Below are 15,803 nucleotides of genomic sequence, written 5' to 3' on the forward strand. Positions count from 1 at the left end.
CTATGGCACCCATCCGTGTTGCCGCACTCGCAGCCCATTTCGGCAGGGATGTCGAGCGCGCGGTGAGCAAGATCGTCGGGATCATCGAGGCGGCTTCGCGCGACGGCATCAATCTGTTGGTACTGCCAGACGCGTCGCTGGGCGGATACATCGGTGACCTGCGGTCGCCGGACATCGATCACCTTCCACCGACGGTCGACACCGACGGTCCGGAACTGGCGAGGATCGCCGAGGCAGCTGGGCCGATGACGGTCTGTGTGGGATTCACCGAAGCCGCGCAAGGCAAGCGGTACAACACCGCCGTATGCCTGTCGGGCGACGGGATCCTGGGTCTACACCGCAAAGTTCATCAGCCGGCCGGTGAATCGCTCGCCTATGCGGCGGGTGACGACTTCGCGGCCTTCGACACCCCGGTCGGCCGGATCGGCATGCTCATCGACTACGACAAGACGTTTCCGGAATCGGCCCGCACCCTTGCGCTCGACGGGGCGAGGATCATCGCCGCACTCTCGGCGTGGCCGGCCAGCGTCACCGACCGTGCCTCGCGGCTACCCAACGATCGTCAGTCGCGGCTGTTCGACCTCTACGACGCGGCCCGAGCCGCGGAGAATCAGGTGGTGCTGGTGTCGTCGAATCAGACCGGGGTGATGGGCAAACTGCGATTCCTGGGACAGGCCAAGGTGGTCGGGCCTGGCGGTGAAGTGCTCGCGAAGACGTGGGCCAAGGGAGGAATGGCGGTGTGTGACATCGACATCGATGCCGAGATCAACCGGGCCCGCACGGTGCTGCACCACCTCGCCGAGCGGCGCACCGACACGTACTGGCAGGACGATCTGTGAGAGTTTCACTACTGACCTACTCCACCAAACCGCGTGGCGGAGTTGTACATACGCTCAATCTCGCCGAGGCGCTGGCGAAGGCAGGCGCCGAGGTCACCATCTGGTCCTTGGCGCGCGGCGGCGACCCAGGATTCTTCCGGACGGTTGATCCTGCCGTGACGGTGCGCCTGGCCCGGTTCGAGGACCGCGAAGGCGATACGGTCACCGACCGGATCGTCCGGTCCATCCAGGTGCTCGGTGCTGAGTTCGATTCGGCTGCAGCCGATATCGTGCATGCCCAGGACTGCATCAGTGCCAACGCCGTTGGCCGGTGCGTCCGGACCATCCACCACCTCGACCAATTCACCACGCCCGTGCTCGCCGCGTGCCACGAGAAGGCCATCGTGGACCCCTACGCCCGGATCTGTGTGTCGTCCGCGGTGGCGCGGGAGGTTCGGCAGGGTTGGGGGTTCGAGCCGACTGTGATTCCCAATGGCGTCCAGGCGGAGCGGTTTGCGGCCGCAGCCGGCAGTGATCCGGAATCTGTTGCAGCGCGGCAACAGTGGGGTGATCGACTCGGGAGGTACGTACTTGCGGTTGGTGGGATCGAACCCCGGAAGGGGAGTATCGATCTGCTGGAGGCCTATGCACTCCTGAGGCGGCGCGATCCTGGACTCCAACTCGTATTCGCCGGTGGCGAAACGCTGTTCGACTATCGCGATTACCGCACCGAATTCGACAGCCGGGCAGAGGATCTCGATATCACGCCGATCGTCCTGGGTTCCGTCCCCGACAAGACCCTGCCGGCGTTGGTTGCCGAAGCTGCGGTACTTGCGTTCCCATCGACCAAAGAGGGTTTCGGTCTGGCGGCGATGGAAGCACTGGCAGCCGGCACCCCGGTGGTGGCCCGCGACCTACCGGTGCTGCGGGAGGTCTTCGGTGATGCGGTGCGTTATGCCCGAACCCCCGAGGACCTGGCCGGACAACTGACCGCCGCAATGACCGTCGATCCCGCAACGCGGTCACGTGGTCGGGACTTGGCGTCCAGCCTGACCTGGGAACTCGCTGCGAAGCGTCATCTCGAGTTCTATCGTTCGCTCCTCTGATCCCGCGAGCGTGCCGACGTCACCGTCGACCGTGCCAGAATCGCCGTCGGGTGGACCCAAATCTCCGATCCGGAGGGTCGGGTGCGGTCATGCGCTGGATGTAGTCGACCATCTCGACCAGCGCGCGCCGCTCGTCGGTGTCGTCGGTCCCGCCGATACCGCCGTCGACGGTGATCGAGATGGGTGTTCCGTCTCGGATGTCCAATTCATCCCAACAGAGCGGCAGGCAATGGGCGTACAGCCTGCGCCCGTTGACCACGAGGTGAATCCGCGGCGAGTAATCGGCTGTCTTCCACGATATCCGCTCTGCGGCATCGTGATTCAATGAACCGTTGGCAGTGAACTCTTGCAGGTACATCGGCTTTCTCCGGGTCGTGTCAGCGCTGTTCGATTGTAGTCTCGGGCCAGTTGCTCACAAGGGCTTTGTGAAGAAGACCCGGCAGAACCCGTGTTCTGCGGCGCGATGCGTCTCTGTGAATCCATGCCGCGGGTAGTAGTGGAGGTTCTCGGTCATGAGCTCGTTGGTGTAGAGATCCAGGCGGCGTAGACCGAGTACGCGGGCCTGATCTGCCGCGAAGTCAAGAAGTTGCGCCCCGATGCCGCGCCCCTGGGTGTCAGGAGCGACCGCGAGGTTGTCGAGTTGCAGGTGATCGGCCCCTGGCGTGAGCACGATGGTCCCGACGATCGCACCGTTGTCTTCCGCGATCCACACGGTTTCGGTGTCGATCAGGCTGACGTAGTCGGTGTGCATAGGCGCGGGTTCGGTGCCGATACGTTCGGTGTAGTGGGAAAACGCCGCAGAGATCAGGTCGGTTACGGCAGCGACGTCGTCGCACACTGCGGATCGGATGAGCACCATCGCACCATTCTGCTCGCAGAACAAAGTACTTGCGAGGCTCCGAATTGTTGTGCACACTGGACGACGTTCTGTTCCCGACAGTCAGGTTCCCCAGTGAAGATCATCGACGGCTCCGCGTCCTAGCGCGCTGACACCGTTCGATTGCCGCATGCCGCGGCGGGATGAGTTGTTGGCGCACTTTCGTCTTCATTCTTCCTGGGAGTCCGTATGCCTGCGCATTCTGAATCTGCAATTTCTCTCCGAGACGTCAGCCTTGATTGGCCGGACGGTTCTTCGGCCCTCTCACACCTGACGGTGTTTTTTGGTGTCGGCCACATCGGTGTCATCGGCGCCAACGGGTCAGGAAAATCGACACTGCTCAAGATCATTGCGGGGGACATCGCCCCCACCTCGGGATCGGTCGCGACAACCGGAGAAACCGCCTATCTGCCACAGGATCTCATCCTGCAGAGCGACGCCACGGTCGCGGACCTACTCGGTATCCGCGCCCGGGTCGATGCGTTGCTGGCGATCGAGGCCGGATCCACGGAGCCGGGGGACTATGACATCCTCGGCGACGACTGGGACGTCGAGGCCCGAGCGCGACAAGTCCTCGCCGAGGCCGGCATCGCGAAATTGGGTCTGGACCGCAATGTCGGCACCCTTTCCGGTGGTGAGGTGATCTTGGCCGCGATCGCGGGTCTGCGTCTGCGCGGCGCGCCGATAACGTTGCTCGACGAACCGACCAACAATCTCGACCGGGACGCCCGGGCGCGCCTGTCTACGCTGATCCGGAACTGGCCGGGCACCTTGCTTGTCGTGTCCCATGACACCGAGCTTCTCGAATTGATGGACACCACAGCCGAACTGCGGGACAACACGGTGACAGTGTTCGGCGGACCGCTCGGCGAGTATCGCGATTATGTACGGTCCCAACAGGAGTCCGCGCAGCAGGATCTGCGGTCGGCGCAGCAGGATCTGAAAGTTCAACAGCGGCAACGTGTGGAGACTGAAACGAAGGTTGCCCGGCGCGGTCGCTACGGGAAGGCGAACACCAACCTGCCGAAGATTCTGCTGGGCGCGCGTAAGCGCAACGCCCAGGAGACCGCGGGCCGATTGCGCACCGAAGGCGACAACAAGATCAACGACGCACGCAAGGCAGTCGAGGGTGCGACCGAATTGATCCGCGACGACAAACACATTCGGATCGAGTTGCCCGACCCGGATGTCCCTGCGGGACGACGCTTGGCCGAGATACGCAGTGGGGATTCGACGATCGTGATCGCCGGGCCGGAACGTGTTGCGCTCACCGGAGCCAACGGCTCCGGCAAGACGTCCCTGCTGCGAACGCTGTGGGATCCGGAGGCGCCGGAGGTTGGTCCGTATGCGGTCGCGCACACCGACCACATCGGTTACCTGGCACAACGTCTCGATGATCTCGACGATGCCGCCAGCGTGCTCGACAACGTGCGGTCCGCGGTACCCGATGTTGCACCGAACCTGGTGCGGGCCCGGCTGGCTCAGTTCTTGCTACGCGGCGACGCAGTGGACCGGCTGGTTGGTGAACTGTCTGGCGGCGAACGGTTTCGGGTGGCCCTTGCCCGATTGCTACTGGCGACTCCGCCGGTGCAATTGCTCGTTCTCGACGAGCCGACCAACAACCTCGATCTCGACAGCGTCGATCAGCTGGTGGAGGCATTGTCGGTGTATCGGGGCGGGATGCTTGTGGTCAGTCACGATGATGGATTCTTGGCCCGGCTGGGTATCTCACGGTCACTGGTGCTCGTCGACGGTGGTGTGGAGTCCGGCGAACTCTTCAGTACCGCGTAGACGACGAGTCCGGCGATCAGCGCCCAGAATGCCGATCCGATCCCGGCGACAGAGATTCCGGCTGCAGCCACCACAAAGGTCAGAACTGCTGCAGTTCTGGACTTTTCGTCGCGCAGGCTGGCCGCGAGCGCGCCGGCCAGGGTATCGAGCAGGGCCAGACCGGCCACCGTTTCCACCAGTCCGGCCGGTGCGATCGTGACCAGCGCGGCGACGGCCGCTGAACTGATGCCGATGACGAGATAGACCGGGCTCACGGTGGCGGCCGCGATCCAACGCCGACGCGGGTCGGGCTCGGCGGCGGGCGCGGCGGTGAGGGCGGCACTGATCGCCGCCAGATTCACCGCGTGCCCGCCTACCGGTGCCGCCATCGAGGTCAGGGCGCCGGTCACCAACATCGAGGGGCGCCAAGGGATCCGATAGCCGAAGCTGGCCATGACGGCGGTACCCGGCAGGTTCTGCGATGCCATGGTGACGATGTAGAGCGGCAACGCGATGCCGACGCAGGCCTGCGGAGACCATTGCGGGACAACCAGATCCATTCGGGGAATCAGTGAATCGGCGGTCACGCCCTTGTCGGACGTCAACAGGACGACCGCGATGACAATGGCCGCGGTACCAAATGCCGCGGGCACCGCCCACCGCTTGGCAAACCGGATCAAGATCAGCCAGACGACGATGACCGGAGCGATGGCGAACGGTTCCGCAGCAACCGCACGCACCGGTTCCAGGCAGAGGGGCAGGACGATCCCGGCCAGCATCGCCTGGGCGATCGGCGTCGGGATGGCCTGCACCAGTGAGCCCAGGCGTGGCCACAGTCCGGTGGCGACGACCATCACGCCGACAAGGACAAATGCTCCTACGGCGACCGGGAAGCCGCCATCTGGTGTTGCGGTGCCTGCCAACAGTGCCGCACCCGGCGTCGACCAGGCCAACGTGATCGGCATCCGGTACCTGGTCGCCAGGAAGCCGACGCCGACGGCGATGGCCAAGCAGAGGGCAAACAGACCGGATGCGGCTTGTTCGGGCGATGCGCCGACGGCTCGCAGGCCGGTCAGGACCACGGCGAAGGAACTGGTGAATCCCACCAGCGAGGCAACGACACCGGCGGTGATCGGCTGGATGAGCGACACACGAACCTCCGCGGGTCGGGGCAGTAGGGACCAGCGTAGAGTAGATTGGATCTTGGATCCAATTATAGGAAGAAGTATGCCGCCGACACGTTCCACGCAGGTCCTCGACACCCTCGGACTTCGTCCGACCGCGGTGCAGCACGCTCGGACGGTCATCGAATCGACACTCGCCGACGCGATCCTCGACGGCTCACTGGCCAGCGGCACGGCACTTCGGCAGGCCGAACTCGCGCAGGTGTTCGGGGTCAGTCGGATGCCGGTTCGCGAAGCACTTCTGTCGCTGCAAGCCCGCGGCCTGGTCGATCACGTGCCACACAAGGGTGCGGTGGTGGTCGGCGTCGACCCGGACGATGTTGTCAACACCTATCGGATCAGGCTGCTGCTGGAACCGGAAGCGCTGGCCGGCTCGATTCCGCGGTTGGAGCCCGCCGACATCGACGAGGCCCGTCGCATCCTGGGTGCCATGGAGAACGACCCCGAGCTGGTAGACCTGGGCAGACTGAACTCCGACTTCCACCTTGCGCTCTACCGGCGGCATCCAAATGCCAAGTTGTTGAAGCTGATTGCTGCCGAACTCGACGACGAGGACCGCTACCTGCGTTTTCATCTGGCCGAGTTGGGTTCGGACCAGTTGGCCCAGACCGAACATCGGCAGCTGGTCGATCATGCCGCCCGCGGTGAGGTCGATGACGCGGTGGCGGTGCTGCGCCAACATATCGGTTCCGCGGCGGACACCATCGAGGCCTACTTCCGCGGGCGACCGCAATCGGCGAGCCTCAAGGCGGGTATCAAGTAGATATGCCCGAAGGTGACACCGTGTTCCAGGCCGCGGCGCGACTGCATCGCGCGTTGGCCGGAAAGACGCTGACCCGCTGCGATGTTCGGGTTCCGCGGTACGCGACGGTGGATCTGTCCGGCGGGCGGGTCGACGAGGTCGTCGCCCGGGGTAAACATCTCCTGATCCGCGTGGGTGAGCACACTGTGCACTCGCACCTGAAGATGGAGGGCCGCTGGGAGATATACACAAAGGGTGCCCGTTGGCGGCGGCCGGCGTTCAAGGCCCGGATCATCCTGGAGGCAGGTCCGGTGCAGGCGGTCGGATTCGAGCTCGGAAAACTCGAAATCCTCCGCCGCGCGGACGAAGACACAGCCGTCGGTCATCTCGGTCCCGACCTCCTCGGAGCCGACTGGGACGCCGATGTCGCGGTCGATAATCTCGCGTCGGACCCGGCGCGGCCGATCGGTCTGGCCCTACTCGACCAGCGAGTGCTTGCCGGGATCGGCAACGTATTCCGTTGTGAGATGTGCTTTCTGCGGCGGACCCACCCGGCAGTGCCGGTTGCCGATTCAGGCGACCTCCGCGAATGGGTGGACCTGGCGAAAAAGATGTTGGAGTTCAACCGCAACCGCACGATCCGGGTCACCAACGTCGACCGCGCCGGTGAGCGCACCTGGGTCTATGGCCGGGCCAAACGCCCGTGCAGGCGATGCGGGACCATCATCCGATCAGGAGATCTCGGCGGGGGCACAGACCTCGAACGGGTCATCTATTGGTGCCCGACGTGTCAGCCGCCGCCGTGACCAGGGTTTGCGCGGTCTCGACCGGCGCGAGTTCCACCCGGCGTTCAGTGCGAACGCGCATGATTGCCACACTCCCAGCGATGGCCACAAGGCACAGGACGTACAGGCTGTAGCCGATGGCCGTTGGCCGCAATCCAAAGTGTCCGACCGCAATTCCGCCGATCACCGCCGGAAGGCTGAATCCGGTGTAACTGACCACGTACAGGGTGGAGAAGACCTGGCCCCGCTGTTCGGGCGCGGTGGCGGCGATGACGGTGGCCATCACGCCGGCGAACGTCGACCCGAACCCGAAGCCGGCGATCGCCGAGCCGACGAGATAGAGCGGTAGCACCGCCGAGATCGTTCCGGTCAGGTTGATGACCAGCCCGATACCCAGCGCAGCGAGTCCGATCCCGAACTTCAGATTCGCCGTCCACCTGGACGTTGCCATCGAACCCACCGCGCCGAAGGTGAAGAACGTTCCGAGGATGAGGCCGGTGATCATGTGGTTCTCGACCCCGAAGATGCGCAGCACGATCGACGATCCCAGCGAGAGCGTCAATCCGCCGAGCGACCAGGTGGCCAGGCACCCGAAGGCGGCCATCACGAAAACCCCACGGACCGACCGCGGCAGGCCGGCGCTGGGACGCACCACCTGCCACAGGTGCCTGCGAGAGGCGAAACCGGTGCGTGCGGAGGTCTCGGGGATGAACGCGATGCACACCGCGGACAGGGCGAACGCGGCGATCAAGATCAGGAACACCAGTTCGCGGGGCATCGGCGCATATTGGATGAGACCGCCCGCCGCGATTGCGCCGAAGGCCAACCCGCCAAGCATCGAGGCCGAGTTCGTGATGGAGCCGACGCGCGCGCTGGGCTGCAGATCAACCAGCGCGGCACTGAGCGTTCCGGTCAGGGCGCCGGCGGCCAGGCCTTGCAGTACGCGCGCCGCAAGCAGCATCGGAACTCCGTCGGCGACGGCAAACATCACCATGGAGGCGACGATCAGGGCCAGGCCGCCGAACAGGACCGGGCGCCGTCCGACGTGGTCGGAGAGCGATCCCACGGTGAGGAGACCGCCAAGCAACGCGACCACGTACGCCGCGAAGATGACGGTCAAGGTGAACGAGGAGAAGCCCCAGAGATCCTGATAGATCGGGTACAGGGGAGACGGCGCCGACGACGAGAACATCATCGCGATGGTGGTCGCCGCGATCACCGTGAACGCCGAGACCTGGCCGATCTGTTGTCGTGGCATTCCTGTACTCAAGCAGCCACGACGCCCGAATATTCCTTAGCCCCGCGAAGAACTAGTTCGGGCGAGTCAGTTGATGGGCGGTTTCGGTGGCTGCTCGAGTGTTGCCAGGAACGCGGCGTCCGTCGCCGCGCCGTGCTGTTTGAAGCTGTTCCGGGGGTCTTTCATGTCGAAGCGGACGGCACCCGATTTGGCATCCCGGAGAACGCCCCGGACCTCACGGGCCGCAGGCGGCCAGAAGTCGGCCGTCCAGCGGGGCTCGGTGAGTTTTGCGCGGAACGGATCGATGCCCGGTACGACGATATCGGCGGCGAACTCGCGGGTCGGGGTCTGGCCGTCGCTGCTCATCCGCACGATGTTGACGGCCACGATGGTCGCGGTTCCGGGTACCCAGGTTTTACCGAACATCGGAGTCCTTTGGTCAGACGAGGCCACAACCATAAGCGCCGAGAGTGGAAGTTGCCCGAGTTTGCCGAGCCTTCTGACCGGCATACCTTGCACTCGACCCCGGTGAGTGCTAAAAATGGGATCTGGCACTCGCCAACCGTGAGTGCCAGGTTGGAACGGTGAGATCGGTCCTAATGACACGACCGTTCGTCCGTCGCGGGCACCGAAACCAACCACGAACTTCAGTGTCACCCCCTATCGGAGGATCACTTCGTAATGGCCAAAATCATCGCGTTTGACGAAGAGGCCCGTCGCGGCCTCGAGCGGGGCCTCAATGCCCTCGCTGACACCGTAAAGGTGACGTTGGGACCCAAGGGTCGCAACGTCGTGCTCGAAAAGAAGTGGGGTGCCCCCACGATCACCAACGATGGTGTTTCCATCGCCAAGGAGATCGAGCTGGAGGATCCCTACGAGAAGATCGGCGCTGAGCTGGTCAAAGAGGTCGCCAAGAAGACCGACGACGTCGCTGGCGACGGCACCACCACCGCCACCGTCCTGGCTCAGGCCCTCGTCCGCGAAGGCCTGCGCAACGTCGCTGCCGGCGCGAACCCGCTCGGCCTGAAGCGCGGCATCGAGAAGGCTGTCGAAGCCGTCACCGAGTCGCTGCTGAAGTCCGCCAAGGAGATCGATACCAAGGAGCAGATCGCTGCCACCGCCGGTATCTCCGCAGGCGACCCGGCCATCGGTGACCTCATCGCCGAGGCCATGGACAAGGTCGGCAAAGAAGGCGTCATCACCGTCGAGGAGTCGAACACCTTCGGCCTGCAGCTCGAACTGACCGAGGGTATGCGCTTCGACAAGGGCTACATCTCCGGCTACTTCGTCACTGACGCAGACCGCCAGGAAGCCGTCCTCGAAGATCCGTACATCCTGCTGGTCTCCGGCAAGGTGTCGACCGTCAAGGACCTGCTGCCGCTGCTGGAGAAGGTCATCCAGGCCGGCAAGCCGCTGCTGATCATCGCCGAGGACGTCGAAGGCGAAGCCCTCTCGACCCTGGTTGTCAACAAGATCCGTGGCACCTTCAAGTCTGTTGCCGTCAAGGCTCCGGGCTTCGGTGACCGTCGCAAGGCCATGCTGGCCGACATCGCCATCCTCACCGGTGGCGAGGTCATCAGCGAAGAGGTCGGACTGTCCCTCGAGGGCGCCGGCGTCGAGCTGCTGGGCACCGCACGCAAGGTTGTCGTCACCAAGGACGAGACCACCATCGTCGAGGGCGCCGGAGATTCCGAGGCCATCGCCGGTCGCGTGTCTCAGATCCGTTCCGAGATCGAGAACAGCGACTCCGATTACGACCGTGAGAAGCTGCAGGAACGTCTGGCCAAGCTGGCCGGTGGCGTTGCTGTCATCAAGGCAGGCGCTGCGACCGAGGTCGAGCTCAAGGAGCGCAAGCACCGCATCGAAGATGCCGTGCGCAACGCCAAGGCTGCTGTCGAAGAGGGCATCGTCGCCGGCGGCGGCGTGGCTCTGCTGCAGTCGGAGTCCGCAATCGACGCGCTGACCCTGGAAGGCGATGAGGCCACTGGCGCCAACATCGTCCGTGTTGCTCTGGAGGCTCCGGCCAAGCAGATCGCCATCAACGCCGGCCTCGAGCCCGGTGTTGTTGCCGACAAGATCCGTCACAGCCCGCTGGGAACCGGCCTCAACGCCGCCACCGGCGTGTACGAGGACCTGCTGGCCCGCGGCATCAACGACCCGGTGAAGGTCACCCGCTCGGCGCTGCAGAACGCAGCCTCGATCGCGGCTCTGTTCCTCACCACCGAGGCCGTCGTTGCTGACAAGCCTGAGAAGAACAACGCACCGGCTATGCCGGGCGGCGACGAGATGGGCGGCATGGGCTTCTAGCCCACGCTTTCTAGCTCTACGTTCTCTTCTGGGACCGGCCCACTCCTTCGGGGGTGGGCCGGTTTCTGTTTTGCGGGCGCGCCTTGCACACAAGTCGATGTCGCAGGGCCGACTGTGAGTTCGTACATCCCTACTCGAATACTGTTGCGTCAAAGTGCCTCCCACGCATCTGCCCATCCACAGGCTGTGGATGGATCCGTTACATGGTGAGGCTCGTGCCGTGGTCGGAGCTCGGCTGAGTCTTTGCTCGGTAGGTAATGCGCCCGGACTTGCGGCGAGCCCGGGCAACTCGCCCGAGAAAGTACATGCCGATGGCCCAGGTGGCGACGCCGACGGTGGGTATGGCTACGGCGATGACGCCGACATCGAGCGCGGTCATCGACTGATGGTAGGTGATCATCCGGCGCCAACCCACGAGTTGAGCGAAATCGGCAACGAACTTCATCTCCGCGAGATACGGTGCCCAACACTAGTAGTCAGTCTCTCCGAGGGAGCGTGATGTTCAGCAGGGTGCCCCCGACACCAATCTCCCAGCTGGCACCACGCGATGCCGAGTTCGTCTACAACGAAAGTGACACGCACGCCGGGCATCTCATGGTCAGCTATTTCTTCGATGCTGATCAAGGATCCTGCGCGGAAGTCACCAAAGAGCAGGCCGTCGCTTGGATAACCGCTCGGCTCGGATATGCCGCCCTGTTCACCACGCGGTTGCAGCGAACTCCATTTGACCTGGACTACCCGCGGTGGGTACCCGCCGACGGCCCCGACATGGATCACCACGTGACCGTGGAACAGGTGGGTGCTGGGGGCTGGGCGCCGGTTCGGTCGTATCTGAGCGTGCTGCTGGCGCGGAAGTTGGATATGACCAGGCCGCCGTGGGAGATGCATGTGTTGTGCGGCGTACACGGTCTCGACGATCTGACCGGCCGATACACGGTGGTCACGCTCAAGATCCATCACAGTGCGATGGACGGACTCGCCACCCGAGAACTGACTCGGGCGCTGTTCTCGACGACCCATGCGCCCGCTGTGCAGGGCGCAACGCCACCGATGAGCCGGGCGGCACAGCTGTCTCGAGCCCTGGTCTCGTTCCCCGGCACGTCGTTTCGATTCTTTCAAGGTCTCTCGACGACCGGTCGGGCGGGCGTGGAGGTCAAGGAAGCCGAGCAATCCGGCGAGATCGTCTCGATCCGAGACGATTTGGCGGCGACTCGGTTCAATCGGTCTCTGCAGGGCGAAGTCTCCGTCGATTTCATGACTTTGACGATCAATGAGGCCAAGGCGATTCAGGCCGCGGTGCCGGGCGCGAGTTTGAACGATGTCTACCTCACCATCGTCGCCGGCGCGCTGGCCGCGTACCTCGACAGCTGTGGGGAAGAGCCCCGGGATCCCGTGTGCGCCATGGTCCCCCGGTCGATGCGTCGTATCGAGCAGTGGGAGTCGGCAAACCAGTTGGCGATCTTGACGATCGACCTCAACGTCGACGAACGTGACCCACTGGTCCGTCTGGCGAAGATTGCATCTGCTGCGGCGGCGGCGAAGCAACGCAGTGACTATCCCGCGGTTCGCGCCAAGGGTAAGCGGGTGGAGACAGCGCCGGCATGGTTGCTGCGGCTCACCGGCTTTGCGGTTCGGCACTATCCGCACGATTCCGATCGCGGGCGCCAGTCACACTCGACGGTCAGTAATATCCCGGTGACGGTGGATGGTTGTACATTCGCCGGATCCCCGGCCGTGGCGATTGTCGGTGGGCAACCACCGGTTGATGGGGACGCCCTTCGGCACTATCTGCTGGCCGCTGCCGACGGGAAATTGATCCTCAATTTCTTCAGCTCATCAGCTGCTCTGCCGGATCCTGATAGCTATGTGCGTCTTCTTCGAACGAGTCTGGAAGACCTGTCGCAAGCGGCGGCGGTAAGAGTCAATTGACATCGTTGATCGTCGTTATTTCCTGAGGTGTAGCGAAGTTTCGCCTGTACGCCTCGGTAGGCTGCCGAATTTCTTCGAATGAAGCCGCATCGAATTCTTGTGCGACTGTCCAGCTCAAAGATGCTGTGCCGCAAGGCCCGTGAAAAATGTTTTCGAGAGAATTTCGCATTTCGGTCCAATTTTGGGAATGTAACGATAACGTGTTCTACACATCACATCTAAGCCTTAATGCGATGTACCTCCCCATTCGAGTGGTCGTTGGCCTCTTGTGTAGAGCCCTGCCGACTTCTCGGTTACTAGCAAGAAAGTAGGCGCAACACATGGGATCTATCGAAGCATTTTTCCTGGCCGGCGGTGACACCCTTCTGCCGAACATCATCACCATCATGTTGGGGTTGGACAACCTGCTCGGGAACTTCGTCGGATCGGTTGCCGGCTGACGGTGACCGCCAGTTGAACATCCCCCTCTACGGCAACAGAAACTAGAATAAGGAGATTGAAATGGGCAGTGTTGGTGACGTTGTCGGAACAATTGTTGGAACGATCGCTGTGCCGATAACCGATTTGGCGGTTCGCGGACTCGAGGCGCTAGCTGCGCTGAGCGGCGGAACAGTCAAGGTTCCCAAGTAGATTAACGCCCGCCGTGGCCCGCACCGACTGGTGTGGGCCACGGCTGCGTGTGTTTTGCGGTTCTCCAAGTCGTCAACCGACTGACCGTGTCGGGCGTTGAAAAGTGGGTAGGTGGTGGCGGTGAGCGAGTTGTTGATTCGTCGTGGTGTGACGGCGTTGTTGGCGTCTGTTGCAACGGTTTTGATGACCTTGCCGGTGCAGGCTGCCGCCGATCCGGCGAACGGTGGAGCGTTTGGCGTATCCGAAGCTGTTGTGGTGCAGCAAGGAACGGCAAACGATCGCACGCTCCAATTGACTGTGTACAGTGCGGCGATGGGCCGCGACATTCCGGTGACCGTATTGCTGCCGGCAGACCGTAGTCGCCCCCGCGGAACCCTGTACCTCCTCGATGGCAACTCGGGCCAGGCGGAATCGAATAGCTGGCTCGCCGCCGACAAAGGCAACATCGCACCAGTCTTTGCAAATGAGAACGTCAATGTGGTTCTGCCGGTGGGTGGTACAGGAACCCTGTACACCGACTGGATCGAACAACACCCCAAGTTCGGTGTGGTCAAATGGGAAACGTTCCTGACCAAGGAGCTTCCGCAGGCGTTGGAGCCGTACCTGGGCGCAAGTGGTGACCGGGCGATCGGTGGGATATCCAGTGGTGCACAGGGCGCGGTGATGCTCGCGCAGCGAAACCCGGGCTTCTATCGAGCTGTGGCGGGCTATAGCGGGTGCTACTTCACCGAGGGGTTGGCGGGGACTACGCTCACCGATCTCACGGTGATCGGTTCGGGAGGGTCGTCGCAGCTCATGTGGGGGTCGCAAGGCAGCCCGGAATGGAAGGCTCACGACATCTTCGCCAATGCGGCTCGACTGCAGGGCACATCGGTCTATTTATCTTCGGGCAGCGGTCTTCCCGGTCCTGGAGAGGGTATTCCGATGCCGCCGACAGCAATGGCCCTCGAGTTCGGCTCGAATCTGTGCACCGATCAGCTCACTGGTGCGCTGCGCGCCAAGGGTGTGTCGGTGACCCGCAGTGCGCAACCGGTCGGCATGCACCTGTGGCCATTCTGGCGGAGCGAACTGGTCAATTCGATGCCGACGTTGCGAGCTGCGCTGGGCGCGTGACGCGCACGTCGGACGGTGGGCCGGTCGATGGCTCGCGAGGGGAATGGCTCGCACGCAGCGGTTGTTGAAAGTTGAATGCCTAACCCCATCACTGTCGACATCTGGTCCGACATCGCCTGCCCCTGGTGCTACATCGGTAAGCGGAAGTTTGAGGCCGGTCTGGCCGAGTTTGAGGGCCGCGACGACGTCGAAGTCACGTACCACAGCTACGAGTTGTCCCCGGATACCCCGGAAGATTTTGCCGGGTCCTCGGTCGACTACTTGGTCGAGAAAAAGGGGATGCCTGCTGATCAGGTGAAGCAGATGCTCGGCAATGTCACCGGGATCGCCGCCGAGGTGGGCCTCGACTTCGACTTTGACTCCGTCCTGCAGACCAAGACTCTCAAAGCTCACCAGGTACTGCACTACGCGAAGGCTCAGGGCAAGCAACTGGAGTACGCAGAGAGGTTGTTCAAGGCGTACTTCGAGCAGGGTCGCCACGTAGGCCGCAGCGAGGAACTCGCCGACCTCGCCGCCGACGTCGGCCTCGACAGGGAGGCCGTGCTGGCGGTCCTGGAATCAGGTGAATACGCCGACGCTGTGGACGCTGATATCGATCAGGCTCGTGCCTACGGTATTTCCGGTGTCCCGTTCTTTGTCATCAACGGCAAGTACGGCGTCTCCGGCGCACAGTCAGCCGAGACGTTCACCGGTGTGCTCGACAAGGTTCAGGCCGAAGAGTCCAGCAATGTCTGAATCCGCACTCACCCCATTCGAACTCGTCGGCGACATCGATGCAGGATCGTGCGTCGACGGGGTATGTGTGGTTCCGGTGGAAGCCTCTCCAGAAGGTGTCGACAGCTAGCCGAAGACCGTCCCGTCGTCGAGGCTTCAACAATGTCGGAACCTCTTTTAGCCGTGGACTTCTGGCGGTGTGGTCGTTGACTGAGTTCTTCCGATTGAGTCCACTACTTATGCCCCGATCGATCTGGTCCCGGACGGCATCACCTACAACAGTGATGGCACGGTGGCCACCTCGACCGAGGGTGGCGTCACGACCACGCACACATGGAACGCGGACGGCACCACGCAGACCTCGACGAGCAGATGCAATTCATGAAGACGAGCTGCGCGGAGCCGATGCCAGTGGGCACCACAGCGAGGCGGAACGTATTGCCGTCGTGATTCGAGTGCTGGTGCACGACACCGCGAGGTCCCACAGCTTGCTGCGCCAGATCGGCGTCAGACGGCGGCGCTCACAACAGCTGCGCGACCGCGAGCGAGCGCTCGCGCATGAAGGCGGCCTCGGGTGGTTCTACCCAGCAC

16 protein-coding genes are annotated in these 15,803 nt (G+C 63.3%); 10 read left to right on the forward strand and 6 right to left on the reverse strand.

All coding sequences use genetic code 11. From position 1 onward, the window contains the following. Positions 1 to 2 precede the first annotated feature (2 nt). Entirely contained in the window at positions 3 to 839 is an 837-nt protein-coding gene (locus AC1TPF_RS21210; protein ID WP_482141118.1) for a carbon-nitrogen hydrolase family protein, read from the forward strand. After that, positions 836 to 1,924 (forward strand): MSMEG_0565 family glycosyltransferase, encoded by a 1,089-nt coding sequence (locus tag AC1TPF_RS21215; RefSeq protein WP_482145227.1) that lies wholly within the window; start codon positions 836 to 838, stop codon positions 1,922 to 1,924. Before AC1TPF_RS21210 ends, AC1TPF_RS21215 begins: the two co-directional genes overlap by 4 nt. Before the next feature lie 19 nt (positions 1,925 to 1,943). Here the strand turns inward: AC1TPF_RS21215 and AC1TPF_RS21220 are convergent, their stop codons facing one another. Both AC1TPF_RS21220 and AC1TPF_RS21225 read right to left on the reverse strand, forming a co-directional pair. After that, positions 1,944 to 2,282 (reverse strand): hypothetical protein, encoded by a 339-nt coding sequence (locus AC1TPF_RS21220; protein ID WP_482145228.1) that lies wholly within the window; start codon positions 2,280 to 2,282, stop codon positions 1,944 to 1,946. A 54-nt stretch (positions 2,283 to 2,336) separates the two neighbouring features. Then, a complete protein-coding gene (locus AC1TPF_RS21225; RefSeq protein WP_482145229.1) occupies positions 2,337 to 2,783 on the reverse strand; it encodes a GNAT family N-acetyltransferase in 447 nt (148 codons plus the stop codon). A 207-nt stretch (positions 2,784 to 2,990) separates the two neighbouring features. Here AC1TPF_RS21225 and AC1TPF_RS21230 point away from each other — a divergent pair, with 207 nt between their 5' ends. Then, positions 2,991 to 4,592: an ABC-F family ATP-binding cassette domain-containing protein gene (locus AC1TPF_RS21230; protein WP_482145230.1), complete on the forward strand. Its 1,602-nt coding sequence runs from the start codon at positions 2,991 to 2,993 to the stop codon at positions 4,590 to 4,592. Here the strand turns inward: AC1TPF_RS21230 and AC1TPF_RS21235 are convergent. Further along, on the reverse strand, positions 4,496 to 5,722 hold the full coding sequence (locus AC1TPF_RS21235; RefSeq protein WP_482145231.1) for a benzoate/H(+) symporter BenE family transporter: 1,227 nt from the start codon (positions 5,720 to 5,722) through the stop codon (positions 4,496 to 4,498). The two genes, AC1TPF_RS21230 and AC1TPF_RS21235, sit on opposite strands and share 97 nt — an antisense overlap. 76 nt (positions 5,723 to 5,798) lie before the next feature. Between AC1TPF_RS21235 and AC1TPF_RS21240 the strand changes: the two genes are divergently transcribed. Next, positions 5,799 to 6,518: a GntR family transcriptional regulator gene (locus AC1TPF_RS21240; protein WP_482141107.1), complete on the forward strand. Its 720-nt coding sequence runs from the start codon at positions 5,799 to 5,801 to the stop codon at positions 6,516 to 6,518. Positions 6,519 to 6,520: 2 nt separating this feature from the next. Then, a complete protein-coding gene (locus tag AC1TPF_RS21245) occupies positions 6,521 to 7,303 on the forward strand; it encodes a DNA-formamidopyrimidine glycosylase family protein (RefSeq protein WP_482145232.1) in 783 nt (260 codons plus the stop codon). Here AC1TPF_RS21245 and AC1TPF_RS21250 read toward each other — a convergent pair. Together AC1TPF_RS21250 and AC1TPF_RS21255 are read right to left on the reverse strand one after the other, a co-directional pair. Further along, entirely contained in the window at positions 7,266 to 8,540 is a 1,275-nt protein-coding gene (locus AC1TPF_RS21250; RefSeq protein WP_482145233.1) for an MFS transporter, read from the reverse strand. The two genes, AC1TPF_RS21245 and AC1TPF_RS21250, sit on opposite strands and share 38 nt — an antisense overlap. Before the next feature lie 66 nt (positions 8,541 to 8,606). Next, a complete protein-coding gene (locus tag AC1TPF_RS21255; protein ID WP_482141101.1) occupies positions 8,607 to 8,945 on the reverse strand; it encodes a hypothetical protein in 339 nt (112 codons plus the stop codon). Between the two features lie 255 nt (positions 8,946 to 9,200). Between AC1TPF_RS21255 and groL the strand changes: the two genes are divergently transcribed. Then, positions 9,201 to 10,826 carry a chaperonin GroEL gene (gene groL, locus AC1TPF_RS21260; protein WP_482141099.1) on the forward strand — a complete coding sequence of 542 codons (1,626 nt, stop codon included), beginning with the start codon at positions 9,201 to 9,203 and terminating at the stop codon, positions 10,824 to 10,826. Between the two features lie 199 nt (positions 10,827 to 11,025). Here the strand turns inward: groL and AC1TPF_RS21265 are convergent, their stop codons facing one another. Further along, positions 11,026 to 11,271: a hypothetical protein gene (locus tag AC1TPF_RS21265; RefSeq protein WP_482145234.1), complete on the reverse strand. Its 246-nt coding sequence runs from the start codon at positions 11,269 to 11,271 to the stop codon at positions 11,026 to 11,028. A gap of 65 nt (positions 11,272 to 11,336) precedes the next feature. On the opposite strand from AC1TPF_RS21265, the gene AC1TPF_RS21270 reads away from it, so the two are divergent. From AC1TPF_RS21270 to AC1TPF_RS21285, 4 genes are all read left to right on the forward strand, one after another. After that, entirely contained in the window at positions 11,337 to 12,755 is a 1,419-nt protein-coding gene (locus AC1TPF_RS21270; RefSeq protein WP_482145235.1) for a wax ester/triacylglycerol synthase domain-containing protein, read from the forward strand. A 501-nt stretch (positions 12,756 to 13,256) separates the two neighbouring features. Next, positions 13,257 to 13,385 (forward strand): hypothetical protein, encoded by a 129-nt coding sequence (locus AC1TPF_RS21275; protein ID WP_482141093.1) that lies wholly within the window; start codon positions 13,257 to 13,259, stop codon positions 13,383 to 13,385. Positions 13,386 to 13,505: 120 nt separating this feature from the next. Then, positions 13,506 to 14,498 (forward strand): alpha/beta hydrolase, encoded by a 993-nt coding sequence (locus AC1TPF_RS21280; RefSeq protein ID WP_482145236.1) that lies wholly within the window; start codon positions 13,506 to 13,508, stop codon positions 14,496 to 14,498. Between the two features lie 75 nt (positions 14,499 to 14,573). Continuing rightward, positions 14,574 to 15,233 carry a DsbA family oxidoreductase gene (locus tag AC1TPF_RS21285; protein WP_482141089.1) on the forward strand — a complete coding sequence of 220 codons (660 nt, stop codon included), beginning with the start codon at positions 14,574 to 14,576 and terminating at the stop codon, positions 15,231 to 15,233. The last annotated feature ends 570 nt before the right edge of the window (positions 15,234 to 15,803 follow it).

It is taken from the genome of Williamsia sp. Y853 (genome assembly GCF_056786495.1).

Excerpts from the sequence above, each read along its gene's own strand:
- AC1TPF_RS21210 (WP_482141118.1), top strand. The coding sequence starts at position 3 with ATGGCACCCATCCGTGTTGCCGCACTCGCAGCCCATTTCGGCAGGGAT.
- AC1TPF_RS21220 (WP_482145228.1), bottom strand. The coding sequence starts at position 2,282 with ATGTACCTGCAAGAGTTCACTGCCAACGGTTCATTGAATCACGATGCC.
- AC1TPF_RS21225 (WP_482145229.1), bottom strand. The coding sequence starts at position 2,783 with ATGGTGCTCATCCGATCCGCAGTGTGCGACGACGTCGCTGCCGTAACC.
- AC1TPF_RS21230 (WP_482145230.1), top strand. The coding sequence starts at position 2,991 with ATGCCTGCGCATTCTGAATCTGCAATTTCTCTCCGAGACGTCAGCCTT.
- AC1TPF_RS21240 (WP_482141107.1), top strand. The coding sequence starts at position 5,799 with ATGCCGCCGACACGTTCCACGCAGGTCCTCGACACCCTCGGACTTCGT.
- AC1TPF_RS21245 (WP_482145232.1), top strand. The coding sequence starts at position 6,521 with ATGCCCGAAGGTGACACCGTGTTCCAGGCCGCGGCGCGACTGCATCGC.
- AC1TPF_RS21250 (WP_482145233.1), bottom strand. The coding sequence starts at position 8,540 with ATGCCACGACAACAGATCGGCCAGGTCTCGGCGTTCACGGTGATCGCG.
- AC1TPF_RS21255 (WP_482141101.1), bottom strand. The coding sequence starts at position 8,945 with ATGTTCGGTAAAACCTGGGTACCCGGAACCGCGACCATCGTGGCCGTC.
- groL (WP_482141099.1), top strand. The coding sequence starts at position 9,201 with ATGGCCAAAATCATCGCGTTTGACGAAGAGGCCCGTCGCGGCCTCGAG.
- AC1TPF_RS21265 (WP_482145234.1), bottom strand. The coding sequence starts at position 11,271 with ATGAAGTTCGTTGCCGATTTCGCTCAACTCGTGGGTTGGCGCCGGATG.
- AC1TPF_RS21275 (WP_482141093.1), top strand. The coding sequence starts at position 13,257 with ATGGGCAGTGTTGGTGACGTTGTCGGAACAATTGTTGGAACGATCGCT.
- AC1TPF_RS21285 (WP_482141089.1), top strand. The coding sequence starts at position 14,574 with ATGCCTAACCCCATCACTGTCGACATCTGGTCCGACATCGCCTGCCCC.